8 protein-coding genes are annotated in these 14,348 nt (G+C 48.3%); 4 read left to right on the top strand and 4 right to left on the bottom strand.

All coding sequences use genetic code 11. The features are described 5' to 3' along the window. The first annotated feature begins 96 nt into the window (after positions 1-96). On the top strand, positions 97-1,041 hold the full coding sequence (locus EV690_RS06360; protein WP_131912174.1) for a glutathione S-transferase family protein: 945 nt from the start codon (positions 97-99) through the stop codon (positions 1,039-1,041). Positions 1,042-1,108: 67 nt separating this feature from the next. On the opposite strand, the gene EV690_RS06355 is transcribed toward EV690_RS06360, so the two are convergent. From EV690_RS06355 to recC, 4 genes are all read right to left on the bottom strand, one after another. Then, positions 1,109-2,662 (bottom strand): OpgD/OpgG family glucan biosynthesis protein, encoded by a 1,554-nt coding sequence (locus EV690_RS06355; protein ID WP_131912173.1) that lies wholly within the window; start codon positions 2,660-2,662, stop codon positions 1,109-1,111. A 127-nt stretch (positions 2,663-2,789) separates the two neighbouring features. Further along, positions 2,790-4,613, bottom strand: coding sequence for an exodeoxyribonuclease V subunit alpha (gene recD / locus EV690_RS06350; RefSeq protein ID WP_131912172.1), 1,824 nt, complete (start codon positions 4,611-4,613; stop codon positions 2,790-2,792). After that, positions 4,610-8,143 carry an exodeoxyribonuclease V subunit beta gene (recB, locus tag EV690_RS06345; RefSeq protein ID WP_131912171.1) on the bottom strand — a complete coding sequence of 1,178 codons (3,534 nt, stop codon included), beginning with the start codon at positions 8,141-8,143 and terminating at the stop codon, positions 4,610-4,612. Before recB ends, recD begins: the two co-directional genes overlap by 4 nt. Next, entirely contained in the window at positions 8,136-11,429 is a 3,294-nt protein-coding gene (gene recC / locus EV690_RS06340) for an exodeoxyribonuclease V subunit gamma (RefSeq protein ID WP_131912170.1), read from the bottom strand. Before recC ends, recB begins: the two co-directional genes overlap by 8 nt. A gap of 875 nt (positions 11,430-12,304) precedes the next feature. Here recC and EV690_RS06335 point away from each other — a divergent pair. The 3 genes from EV690_RS06335 to tssI form a co-directional block, all read left to right on the top strand. After that, positions 12,305-12,628 (top strand): hypothetical protein, encoded by a 324-nt coding sequence (locus EV690_RS06335; protein WP_224054943.1) that lies wholly within the window; start codon positions 12,305-12,307, stop codon positions 12,626-12,628. A gap of 454 nt (positions 12,629-13,082) precedes the next feature. Next, complete coding sequence (locus tag EV690_RS06330) at positions 13,083-13,601, top strand: Hcp family type VI secretion system effector (RefSeq protein WP_131911373.1); 519 nt, start codon at positions 13,083-13,085, stop codon at positions 13,599-13,601. Between the two features lie 180 nt (positions 13,602-13,781). Beyond that, positions 13,782-14,348, top strand: a 567-nt coding sequence (gene tssI / locus EV690_RS06325; RefSeq protein ID WP_131912169.1) for a type VI secretion system tip protein TssI/VgrG, incomplete at its 3' end; no start/stop codon positions are given.

Genomic DNA, 14,348 nt, shown 5'->3' with positions numbered 1-14,348 from the left:
ACATTATTTCAATAAAAGCACAAATTGTTTAAGCGTGCCATGGCTATTACTCTAAAAAGCATAAAATTTATACCACTAAAAAAAGATGGGTAGCGTATGTTAATCAATGGCCAGTGGCAGAAAAAATGGGATCCAGTCCAAAAACAAGACAAAGAGGGTCGCTTTATTCGTCAAACGAGCAGCTTTCGACAACGACTCGATGCAACATCTGTCCTCCGGCTTAAAAATGGCGAGCGCCCCTATACCTTATACGTCGCGTTAATTTGTCCATGGGCCACCCGAGTCTTGATCGCTCGCTCACTCTTTGGTCTAGAAGAGTATCTACCTGTTAAAATTGTCGCCCCAGCGCTGACCGACTATGGCTGGCAATTTACTGACTTTCCGGGCGCAACCCCCAAAGACGAGGTAGAGTTTCATTATATGCATGAGCTCTATACCCTAAGCGATCCGAGCTTTACCGGTCGCGCTACCGTACCAGTGCTTTGGGATAACGAGAACCGTTGCATCGTCAATAATGAATCTGCAGATTTATTAAAAATTCTCAATGACGACCTGCGCGAGCTACACCAACATCCTTTTCAGTTACGTCCACAATCATTAGTGGCAGAGATGGATACGCTGGATGAGCGCATTTATCGCAAATTAAATAATGGGGTTTATCAGGCCGGTTTTGCTCAATCACAAACGGCTTACGATGAAGCCTATGCGAATATTTTTTCGATGCTAGATGAACTTGAGGAGCGCTTAGCTCACCAGCGCTATCTATTGGGTGAACAACTTACCGAAAGCGATATTCGACTCTTTGTCACCTTAGCTCGGTTTGATGTAGCCTACTATGGGATTTTTAAAGCCAATCGCCAACAGATTAGCGATTTTACCCATTTAAATCGCTATTTTCACGACCTCATCCAAATCGATGCTTTTGCCAAAAACACCAACATTGAGCATATCAAAACAGGTTATTACTCGATTAAAGCGCTCAACCCAACCCAAATTATTCCAAAAGGTCCACATCTGGACTGGTTCAAGTATCTCAAATAGTACAACTTAACTATGCCAGAGTTATCTGGCATAGTTAAACTTAAAGCATAGCGCCCGGCACACTGCTTTAACGGTGCGAGCGGTTAAATAACGGGGTATATAACCGATCCGACCAACGCTCAGAAATAAGCTTGCCGTCATAATATAGCGCCACTTGACCCAGATTAGGTTTATCGGCATCAATATCAAATTTTACGCGCAATATACCGTTGGCCAGCACTTTGGTTTCGACATGTTCAGGTTTTGAGTGGGCAAATTCCGTATGGACGTGCACATGCTCTAACTGCTTAGGTGTGAGCTGCTTAAGCGCGCCCCCTTTAAAGTCAATCACCACCTTGATAGGCCCACCGTGTGGTTTCATGCCAGCTAACCCACCCTGACCGATACGAGTGGCAACGACTTTGGCAAACCTAAGAGAAGTCTGCGGCAACGGAGCATTATTCCAGAGCATTCGATATTTAAAATGCAGATCCTGTCCCGGGATGATCGCTTGTGCAGGTTTATAGTAAAGGACAATGTTATCATTCGACTCTCGGGTGGTTGGCAACTCCACTAAATGCACATGACCATTGGCAAACGTATGCTCTAAAGGTGTGATCCACACCGAAGGACGGCGCTCATAAAACACCAATCCGTCCTGATAATGATCAAAGTTGCGATCCCGCTGCATCAAGCCAAACCCTGCGACATTTTGCAACGCAAATGTATGATTATAGGGATGATGCGGATTGTTCAAAGGCCGCCAAATAAACTGATGGTTATGTGTTTCCATCGCTAAACCATCGGAGTCATGCACTTCACCTCGCCAATCAAATACCGTATTGCGATTGCTTTGTGAATACCAATACATACTCGACAGCGGCGCAATACCAACTTGCTTAACTCGATGGCGAAAGAAGAGATGGCTATCAACCGTCACCGTCTGCCCTTTTTTTGCACTGTTATTGAGCGTCAATTGATAGGCCCCAGTGACACTTTTAGACTCAAGCAATGCATAAACAATTAACTCATTCGGCCGTTTGGGATCAGCCTCTAGCCAGAAATGGGTAAAATAAGGAAATTGTTCTTTAACTCCGACGATCCCTGAATTGATCGCTAATGCACGAGCCGATAGACCTTCCTGCTTGAGATTCCCACGCATTCGAAAATAAGAGGCCCCTAAAAAACTCCCCCAGAAATGGGACAGATCGGGCTCCATCACCGAAAATCCGGCATAGCCAATATCTTTTGGCAACTTCGCCAGTGGACTATCTTTCGGCATCGTAAAATTGTCCCGCTGGTACGCAAATGGGTAAACTTTGCCATCTTTGAGCTGAGCAATATGTACAGGGCGAGGAAATAACCGTCCCAACGGATAGAACTGAATTGGCATTTTGCCAACATAAACCGTCTTATCCGCTTTATATTTCACATGTAACAATGCTTCATAATCAATGGCATGAATAATGTTACTGTATTTATTTTCTGGCTCTTTATAAGGTTTGGCACTAAGCCTCTTGGCCTGGGCAATCAATTGTGTATAGCTAAATTGCGAACCGGCCCTCTGAGAGAGCAACGAATCAGCCCATAGCGGATGACAACTGAGCCCCCACAATACAACCACCAGCAGGTAACGAATCATTTCGGTTTCCTTTTTGCAGAATCTAACACGCGGTTTAGCCCACTATTTTGTATTGACTAACTATGACAAACCCACCTCATGGATGGCTAGCGTCATTGGCGGATCATGACTCTGGAAATGAACGCCACTAAGCTTCAGTGATCGCCGCTAAACGTTGGGTTAATCCAGAACGCCGTCGAGTACGATGCGCACAGGCCCGTTTTAAACTTTGCTCATCGGCAATCAGCGAAAAGTGGTTGCGAGCCCGAGTGATCCCCGTGTATAAAAGTTCTCGAGTTGGATTAGCCGAACCTCGCGCAGGCAATAACATCAGAACTTCTGCAAATTCACTGCCCTGACTTTTATGCACCGTCATCGCAAACGCGATTTCATGTTCGGGCAAACGTGCCGGCAAAATCCAGCGGATCCCCCCCTCTTGCTCAGCACTTTCAAATGCAACCATCAACGTCCCATCGGAGTTTTTGGCAAAAATGCCAATATCACCATTATATAACTGCTGAACATGATCATTGGCCTGCACCATCACCGGGATACCAGGACACCAGCCAGAGGCTTGCTCTAATAGCTGTTGTAAAAACAACTGGCGTTGTATACGTTGATTCAGACCTTCTACACCAAAGTCGCCTTGGCGCAGGGCCACCAGTAACTGAAACTGGTGGAATGCCTGAAAAACATTTTTAAGTGGCTGTTCATCATGCAACATCTTTAAATAGGCTGAATTTGCCTGAACACAGCGTTCTAACAAATAGCGATAGCTCTGCTCACTTAACGGACGCCAGTCAATATCACTAAAATGGGGATCATTAAGATAACGCATTGCTCGTTCACTATCGCCTCGATTCACTGAGTGCGAAAGCTGACCAATCCCCGAGCGATCATTAAAGCGATAGCTTTTGCGCAGCATCACCAGATTATCCGCCACAACAGGCAAAGTTTGAGAACTGGCATCAAGCGTTGCACCACCGCAGCGATTTAAATACTCAACCAATGAATGACTTTGCCCGACATCGATAAATTCACAGATATCAGCCAGCACCGAGCCGGCCTCAACCGAGGCCAGTTGGTCGCGATCGCCAAGTAAAATCACCTTAGTCTCTGGGCTTAGGGCATCAAAAAGATGGGTCATCAGCGACAAATCGATCATCGAAGCCTCATCGACAACCAGTAAATCAACCAGTAATGGGTTCTGAGCATGATGGACAAACTGACTACGTCCGGGGATCACACCGAGCAAACGATGAATAGTACTGGTCTGGGAGGGAATCGCTGCAATCACTTCAGCAGCACTTGAAGTCAACTTCAATCGGGCTTCAGCTATCGACTCACTTAAGCGCGCCGCAGCTTTCCCCGTCGGAGCTACTAGGGCAACCTCAAGCGGACGTCCTTGCGCCTTGAGCGCCAATTCTTGGACTAACGCTAAAAGGCGAGTCACCGTGGTGGTTTTACCCGTCCCTGGCCCCCCACTAATCACCAACAACTGCCGCTGGCAAGCCTGTGCAGCCGCCACTCGTTGCCAATCAGTCTGGGCTGCCATAGGGCCAAAAAGACGCGTTAAAATCGGCTTCACCTTTGCCGGCGCAAAGCCTTTAGACATCGGAGCAACCGCTAAACGCTGAGCTAACTGACACTCGTATTGCCAGTAACGGTTTAAATACAATCGCTGCAAATCAAAGACCAGTGGCTGATCTTCACCAACCAGTGCACTGTCATTAAGCCAGCGCACCCACTCCGGTTGCTGCGTATGAACACCGTAGCTTTCCAGCTCGGAACATAACATTTCAAGAGGGAGGCAACTATCTCCCCGGCTTAAAGCCTTGCTGGTCAGCGCTGCGGCTAAAGCAACCTCAGGTTCGGCCCCCAAACTTTGCATGAATCTGGCAAAGTGCCAATCCAATGAGCGCAACTGCGCCTCTTCACGCAGTCGAGTTAATAGCTGCTGCCAATCACTCATGCGCTCTCTCCTTGAAATAGCGCATCCAGAGCGTCCAGAAACGCCTCAGTTGGTCTTGCGAAATAAACGCCAGTTTGCTCACTGGCCTGAGCCACAACACCGCGCATAAAGATATAATAAACTCCACCGAAATGGTGCTGATAGGTATAGTTTTCAATACGCTGGGTTAAAAATCGGTGCAGCGCCAGCGCATAGATTTGATACTGAAAATCATAGCGATGTTCAATCATCGCCTGCTCCATCGCCGTACGATTATAATCACTGGCACTATCGCCTAAATAATTTGATTTATAGTCCAGCACGTAATAACGCCCTTCCACACAAAAAACCAAATCAATAAACCCTTTGAGCATCCCTTGAATTTGTTCAAAACGCAGGGGCTGCGCTTGCTGGCTAAGCGCATCATAACGGCTGAGCGTCTGATTAAGTTGCCGCGCCTGTAATTGGCCCAGCGGCATGACAAATTCCATTTCTGCCAGACGCTGCGAAGCCTCTACTTGCCCTAAGGAAAAGGGGCGCTGCGTCCCGTCATCATTCAGTGGCGCATGCAACACATTAGCTCGCAACCGCTTGATGACGTCCAACCATTTTTCATCGTAACCGGCACGCGCCATCAGTGGCAGCAATAGTTGTTCAACCGCTTCATCAGTGGCTTGAAAATCAATCAGCTCAAAAACACTATGCAAAAACGTCCCAGCCTGCGGTCCCCGCGCAAAGTGAAAGACATCCAGAATATCCTCGGGTACGTGCTCATCATCCTCAACCACGGTTTTATCTAACCAGGCTAGTTCTGTCGAAGCATCCCATTGACCATGATGCGATGATAGTGCCGAGTAGCTAGTCAACCACCAATCAGAGCGAACCTGACGGTTCAAAGGCCGTGCCATAAGTTCATCTGTCGCTTCATAAGCTTCGCTAAAAGGCTCAGGCCAATGGTCAATCGCTGCCTCATAATCAATATCTTCACTGCCTTGTGATAAAGCATCGAGTGCTGCCACTAATGAAGCTTTAGTGCCTTGTTCGCCATGCTGCAAAATAAATCCTAGGGCACTATTCTCGATACTCGTGGTGCCTTTTTTATTAGCTCTGGCACTCAACGCACCGACCCCGACACTACAATGATATTTCGCGCGAGTCAGTGCCACATAAAGTAAGCGTAGATCTTCGGCTAGCCGCTCTTGGTCGGCACTTTGCTTGGCTTCATCATTCCCATCCAGAGCATAGGTCAATGTGCCATTGGCATGGTAAATAGCCTCTTTGGCGCTACGATAACTGAGCATAAAGGGTAACAAGACGATTGGATACTCCAACCCTTTACTCTTATGAATTGTCACAATTTGCACTCGTTTCGCATCGCTTTCCAAGCGGATCTGGGTTTCATCTGCACCGCTTTCAGGGTTGAGCAATTGCTGAGCAAACCACCGTAATAATGCCGCCGGCGAGTCAAGCTGCTGAGCTTGACTCTGCAATAGCTCACCTAAATGCAGTAGATTCGTCAATTGTCGCTCACCGGCTCGCTCCGTTAAAATACGAGCAGCAATGTCGCGCTGTTCTAACCAGCGATAAAGCATCGGTAAAATACCGCGCCGCTGCCAAATACGCTGATAATTAAGATATTCATCAACGCATTGCTGCCAGCGCAGCTCATCGAGGTTCAGTTCTTCAAGCTGAGTAATTTCATACCCCATCAATGGCACCGCTAGCGCTGCACGCAACATCCGTTCATCGTTAGGATTTAAAGCGGCCGCCATTTGCAGATAGAGCTGATAACCTTCGTCACTGGCAAAGACGCTATCGCGATTGGCTCTTAACACGTAGGCAATTGACAATTTATCCAGTGCCTGAGCAATAAGCTGTCCTTCACGGTTCGTGCGAACCAGTACCGCAATATCTTTCGCTTGCACGGCACGGATGCCTTGGCTGCCTTCATCTAGTTGCCCGACGTGCAACCAGCGATGAATTTGCGCACTGCAATCTCGCGCCTGTAGCTGTTGGTAATCCTGACTATTTAACGTTGCGGCCCCATTATCGGCCAAGCGAAACGACAACGCAGCCGTAGGCTTACCATCAATCAATAACCCTTGGCTTTGAGAATGCCGTTCAGCACTATCGACCGCAATAAACTCAATGGCATCGCGATAGATAAAGGGATTTTCGTGAAATTCAAACAGCTGATTAACTGCATGAATCATCGCACCACTCGAGCGGTAGTTAGTTGGCAATGTATAATGAGCTTGTACCTGTTTTCGGGCCTGCATATAGGTAAAAATATCCGCGCCACGAAAGCCATAAATGGCCTGTTTAGGATCACCAATTAAAAATAATCCCGACCGAATCTGCTCATCAAAGGCATAAATCGTGCTGAAAATCCGGTATTGCTGTGGGTCGGTATCTTGAAACTCATCGATCATCGCAACCGGATAACGCCCTTGAATATGCTGCGCCAACACTCGCTGAGTATCATGGGTAAGCGCATCCGCCAAAATCGTCAATAGATCATCAAACCCAAGCTGCTGTAATTGCAGTTTTAGCTGCGCAAAGCGCTCACGGATCTGCACAATCAAACTCTGTAGCAACAGCGCTTTCAGATCGACTTCATCCTCAAGCAGCTGATCCACAGCGGCAATTAATGGATGCTGAGGCGCTGGCCCGGTTTTAGTCTTTTCGCTTAGTAATTGTGAGCCGAACCGCGCTATATTTTTCGGTAATTGTTCATTCTCAGTGGGCTCACTCACAAACTGATGGATCTCATCCAACCATTTAGGCAGATTACGTTTACTGTAACTGCGTTTATCAAGATCGGCGCTCTCAAGCGCCTCCCACAGCCCCTCAAATTCAGTTTGCCAACGCAACTTAAATTGTGTGATTTGCTTAAGGCGTTCGGTAAACCAATCGATAGGATCAACATCTGTTGTGATGCCGGAAAGCTTTAACTGTGGCTGACTAAGCACACTTTGCAATGAACGTAATAGTGCTTTGGGCTCACTCCAGAAACTCATAACGCGAGCCGTTAAACTTTTTGGCAATGGATAAAACTGGGCTCGCCAGCAATCTTCCACTGCTCGCAGACGCAAAGTAGATTCGGAAGTTAAAAATTCGCTTTCAAAGGCAATACCACTTTCAAAAGCGTGCTCTTTGAGCATCCGCTGACAAAACCCATGAATTGTAAAAACAGCGGCTTGATCCATATTCTGTTCGGCCTGCAATAATCGCTCAGCTGCCGCAATATGGTTCTCGGTCTGTTCAATTAGATGGCGCGTAAGAAAGTCTTCCGAGTGGCCACGCAAAAAATCCAACCGAGCCTGATGAATACGGCTTCGAATTCGGCCACGAAGTTCCGCCGTTGCCGCTTCGGTAAACGTCACAACCAAAATTTGCTCGATATTAAGCGGCTCACACTGAGGATCATCACCGAGCAGCAATCGCAACACCAACGCACTGATGGTAAAGGTTTTTCCGGTTCCAGCACTCGCTTCAATTAACCGAGTGCCCGTCAATGGGAAAGAAGTTAGCTCGAGACGCTCACTCATCGTCAAACTCCGTCATATAAACTTTCATCGGCACCAACAACTGCCTGACCCAAGGTTCCATATCATCCCAGTAAGGTGTGAAATCATCACCTAAGTACTGTGCAATGTAACGATTAGCGCTTTCACCAAACTCCCCCTGATAATGTGCCAAGGCCCGATTAAGCGCCTCATCGCGCACCGAACGCTCTTCACTTAGTTGCAACTGAGTCTCATCCCAAGCATGCTCCACATACAGCCACAAGGCCTCGATGGGAAACACAAACGGCTGTTGCCAAGCCACTTGTAATGCCATGAGCCACGCGCTGATATGCGTTGCAGCCTGCTCCGTGCTTAGCGGTTCAAAGCGAATCGCTTCATCAATCCCCAACAGATAGTTTTGCGTGGGGATCTCTTGGCTTAAACAGGCAATGAGATAATCCAGCCAAGCCAGGAGCTTATCTTTGGCTCGTAATTTACCAGGGCGAAAGGCCAGAAGCGCCTGAGGGCTTTGACTTGTCAACCAGCCATGAATGGCCGGGAACGCATCAGACAATGGCGCCAGACGAACCGCCCAGCGACTTGGGCTTAATGGCGGTAACTGCCCCAACCGAGCCACTAAAGGGTCTAGCGATTGCCAGCGCTTTTCGATACTTAACGAACCGAATGCACCATGCGGAAGATGGCCACTAGCACGCAACTGGTGACTCACTTGCTCGAAATCTTTATTTTGCAATCGCGCTTCCAGCAATTGTAAGTCTAACTGATAGCGGACCAAGCCCTCGAGGTGAAAACTTTCCGCTTCAACCAACTGCTCTTCAATGTTCGGATAATAGATGTTTAAGCGCCGTTTAAACAGCCATTCGCTGGGTGCCGCCACAAACTGTTGCAGATCCTGATAGCTTAGCGGTATATCCAGAGGCAAAGACTCCGTTAACTTTTGTGCCATTAACGAAGGCTCGTTTTCATCCGTCCCCCCAGCAAGCGCCCGAGCGGCCGACAACCAACGGGGATGATAGCTAAAAAAGCCGCTATTAGAACGAAAATAGTTCGGACTAAACGGCTGCAGAGGATGCTCCGTGGTCAGTGCAGCCAGTAAGCGTTCGCCAGAGGCATCACTATCCAGCGCTTGATCGTCTTTTAAACAACAACTTTGCGCCAGATAATCTCGAAGCTCACTGACCAAAACAGATGGCTCAAGCGGACTATTGTCGTTCACACTTCGCCCAACATAACTGATGTAAAGGCGTTGCTGAGCGGCTAATAAAGCTTCTAAAAATAGATAACGGTCATCTTCTCGGCGACTACGATCCCCGCGTTGTGGCGGATTTTCTGCCATTAAATCAAACCCTATATGGGGCACATTACGCGGATAATCAGCATCATTCATCCCTAATAGACAGACCACTTTAAATGGAATCGCCCGCATCGGCAGCAGTGTACAGAAATTGACTGGCCCGGCTAAAAAGCGTTGGCTACCGGAAGCATTACTTAACTGCGCTCGAGCATAGTCGTGGATGATCATCGCATCGATATCCTCACGATAATCGCAGCTCTGCGCACTGTCATACAACTGCTCGATCAGCTGTTGTAAACGCTGCTGGTCGAGCATATCAGGCTCATCAAAGTCGTAAAATGTCTCGACGATCCACAACAAGCGCTGCTGCCAGCGCTGATAGTCAGCCTTCTCTAACAGTGCATTGCGAAGTTTAATTAAGGCATCGATAAAATCAGCTAACACGCCCACCAGTTCCGCACTGAGCCCCTGACTCTCTGGATAGGGTAATACCTCTTGAACCAGTGTATGACTGGCCATAGCGTAGCCCAGCAACATCCGTTTTAAGCCAAATAACCAGGAATTTTGCTCACTGTCATCCGGATTAGACCACCGCTGCATGTCCGTTTTATCTAATCCCCAACGGACGCCAGACTCAATCACCCACTGGCGTAATTGCGGCAGCTTTTCCGGAACGATGCCAAACCGCCGACCAATAGCGGGGACTTCTAAAAGTGTTAGCACACCACTCGCGCTAGAACGTGACGTTGGTAGCCCAAGAAGCTCGATAAAACTTTGCAGCAATGGGCTCTCGTCGCGGGCACTGCGATCCGATATCGCATAAGGAATAAAATGCGCCTCATCCACGGAGCCAAATACGGCTTCGATCGCGCTACTATAAGCATTCACATCCGCAACCATGACGATCACATCTCGCGGCGTCAGCTCAGGATCGGCTTCAAACATCGCCAACAGCGAATCGTGCAGTACTTCTAATTCACGCCGAGCACTATGACAACTGATAAAACGGATGCTGGAATCGTCAGCATTGACGACACGCTTGTGCTGGCTGTCCTGCCAAGCCATCGGGTCAATGGGATTTTCTAAATACAAAACATCGCGCTGCACTGTCGCCAGCAGAGCTTCCCCCACCGGTTCAATAAACAAATCTAAATCAAGCTCTTGTTTGTCCGTTTCAGCCAACAGTTCTAGATAATCGCGCCCTAGTTTTCCCATTGAAGCCAATAATGGATTACCCGCTCGCGCCGGATCATCTCGCACATCGCCCCAATACTCACGGCTGGGGTTCCCCAAAAATAGATGGATATCGATATGCTGACCCAGTGCTTGCAAGGCGGTTAAATACGCCGGTGGTAACGCCGATATACCAAAGATAAACACCCGCTCGGGCAAACCATTCACTGGGGTACCAAGCGTCAATCGCTCGATAAAATCCTGAAATAAATTACCGCGATGATAAGGGCTCTCCATCTTGGCGACAGTATCATCCACCAATAGTCGCCAGAGTTTCGGCTGCCATGGCTGGGTTGCACTGACCTGCGGCAGATCATCGCCCGCTTCCCAACGGTTCATCCAGTTGGGGCGATACACCAAATACTGGTCAAATAAATCCGCAATTTTGCCGCAGAGTTGCCAGAGTTTACGCGCTTGATTGTCCACCTGATCATCAACGTAATGCAGCAGTGGCGCAAAATCAGGATCATGGTGTTGCTGCGGAAGAATACGCATCAGCCGCCAAGTCATTGCAGGTTTGTTAAAGGGGCTTTGTTCGGGCACATCATCTAACACGACATGAAACATCTGCCAAATGAAGCTCGCAGGGAGTGGAAAATCGATGTTAGCACTGACCCGTAACTGTCGAGCCAACTCCAACTTCAACCATTGTGCCATGCCCGGGCTTTGAACCAACACTTGCTCGCGAGACAATGGATTCGATAGCCGATTTTGTTGCATCAACGGGCCTATCAAACCGGCCAGCACATCCAGCTGATTGCTCTGATAGAAATATAACATGAGATGAAGTCATTCAATGAATGTGATCGTACAAGATTAACGTGTGCGCAAGAGAGAAGAAAGGAGGAAACGTGACCAAGGGGACAAAAGAAAATAGACGCAATGCAAAACGTTTAAAATTTCAACAGCAGCATCGAGTTCATCGCAGAGATAAATGCTCTATTATAATTGAAAAACAGCGTCAAACCCTTCGGTCTGACACTGTCATATGTAGTGATTGGATCTGTTTTTTGTCGATTAAACCCAGCTCAGGACATCAACAAAAACAACCGCAGAAGTCGCGCTGAACAATGCAGCTAATAAAGCAACCTCTTTCAATGTATTTTTGGTTTCACGGCTCATAAATGCTCCTTACATGTGATCCTTGTCACGTATTTTAGCGCATTTTTTGATCTAAATACAATTTTTTGTGATATATATCACAAAAAATAAAGCCATTTTTCCTTATTCAGCTATCGATTCGTGAGCCAGTTCAGAACACAACGCCGATATCTCTCTGATAACAACTCCTACCGCTTTTATTTTTCCAGGTAACAATCGGATTCAACACATTCAAATGATTACCGCTATACTAGGGACTGTTGACCTTTTGTGATTAGTTTTGCAGAAATCTGAGAGGGATTTAGGCAAGGCAAACGCTGTGCCGTGTAGTTATTCTCCACAAAGAACGTTTAACGCTGGATAAATTCCTCTCAGATACTGCCCTTGGGGTTCATTTAAACGCATCCTGAACTTTGTTGCCCCCTGCTTGCTTAACTCATTAAGCGTCGCAGGGGGCGCCGCGTTCAAAATGCGTTTAATTTGAACAAAATTCAACCACCAAAGGTCAACAGTCCCTAGGAGCACTATTAGTATGAACAAGGAGAGTGATTACTGTGGCAAACCATTTACCACCTTTACAATTGACAATGCGCATTGAACCCGGCTGTCTCGGCCCAGACGGTGTAGAGCACGTCGAACAGTTCTGTCAGTTCGCACTCGAACCATTCAATCGTCTGGGAGGACAGGCATTGCAATGGACCCTTATTCCTCGCTATGACAAACAACTGCCCGAAATCGAATATGGGTTGGGCCAGCACCGTCTAAGTTATGCTCAAGCCAAACGCTACCTCGAACACTGGTCACTCAATTTAGACGAAGAGGAAGAACATATCAGCGAGCTACTCAGCGAGCTGATCGATCAATTCTGGCAACGCTAAGTTCCCCCTCTGCCAGTCACCCAACGTATTTTTAAATTTTGAACTCTCCAATTACAAATACCGTAAGGAAGCAATCTAAAGGCCGCTACTCAACTCAATTAAGCTTTATCATTCAAATAGAGTACCCCGCTCTTACCTGACACCGAATTAGATTCAAATAAAATACGACTACAAACTTGAAAAGAGCTCTTTGTGAATCCATTCAGTATAAAAAATCAGCAAAACAGTCCCCCACTGACCGCCATTGCTTAAAAACTGACCGAGCAAGAAATTGCCCGCCGGGCAACTTTTTGCTCGCTCCAGGCAACTTCTTGCTCGACCAGCTCAATCCCTTACCCCACGAAAAATAAATAATGCTTAAAAACAATGCCTTATCATTTATAAAAAAGTGGCATGGATGTTGATTCCTTTTTTTATCGTTTCATCAATAAACCAAATCAAGAGGATTACATCTATGCCAACTCCTTGTTATATTTCCATCGAAGGTAAAACTCAAGGCAATATCACCGCCGGCGCATTCACCGCCGATTCCGTCGGCAACATCTACGTGCAGGGCCACGAAGATGAAATGCTGGTCCAGGAATTTAAACACGTCGTCACCGTCCCCACTGACCCGCAATCCGGTCAGCCAGCAGGCCAGCGGGTCCACAAACCGTTTAAATTCACCGTGGCGCTGAACAAAGCCGTGCCATTGCTCTACAACGCCCTGGCCTCCGGTGAAATGCTTCCCACCGTCACCCTGAACTGGTATCGCACCTCGGTTGAAGGTAAACAGGAACATTTCTTCACCACCACCCTGACCGATGCCACCATCGTCAACATCGATGCCCAGATGCCCCATTGTCAGGACCCGGCCAAATCCGATTTCACCCAGCTCATTGAAGTCTCCATGGCCTATCGCAAAATCGACTGGTCCCATGACATTGCCGGCACTTCCGGCTCCGATGACTGGCGCGCGCCGATGGAAGCCTAAAGGCGGCGTTGGATTTAACCGCCACCCCGAGCTGAGCGGGTGTCGCTCAGCTCGGATGTTTCACGTTCGTTTTACACAGCTGCCCCGGGTATGGCATTGCCGACATACCCGCGTTCTCCCGGTGCTTGGCCCTAAAGCAGCGGTGCGGTAGCTATGCCCATTTCACAGGATGGTTCGATTATGGCAGAGCCCAGCGGATTACAATTTACCCTGACGATTGAGGGGCTCACTGACCCCAGCCTGCAGGTGGTGTCCTTTACCGGTCAGGAAGCCTTAAGCACCCCCTTTGCCTTCACGGTGCAACTGGCCAGCCGCAATGACCAGCTGGACGCGGCAACCCTCATCGACCAGCCAGCTACCCTCACCGTCTGGCAGGATGGTGTCACTCAGCAGCGCTGGTCGGGTATCGTCAGCACCTTTACCCGGGGCGACACCGGCTTTCATCACACCCGCTATGCCCTGACCCTGGTGCCGGCCCTCAAGCGCCTCAGTCTGCGCCAGAACAGCCGCATCTTCCAGCAGCTCAATGCCCCGCAGATTATCTCGATTTTACTCCAGGAGATGGGGATAAGTGAGTATGCCTTTGCCCTGAGTGAGTCCCATGAGACCCGCGAATACTGCGTGCAGTACCGGGAGAGTGACCTGGCCTTTGTCGAACGGCTGGCCGCCGAAGAGGGGATGTACTACTACGTTGTCCATCAGGATAACAAACACACCGTGGTGTTCACCGACAGCACCCAGCAGGCC

The sequence above is a fragment of the Celerinatantimonas diazotrophica genome (assembly GCF_004339545.1).
GTDB lineage: Bacteria > Pseudomonadota > Gammaproteobacteria > Enterobacterales > Celerinatantimonadaceae > Celerinatantimonas > Celerinatantimonas diazotrophica.
Note: the sequence above shows the minus strand (reverse complement) of the source record. Positions and strands in the feature narration are given on the sequence as shown.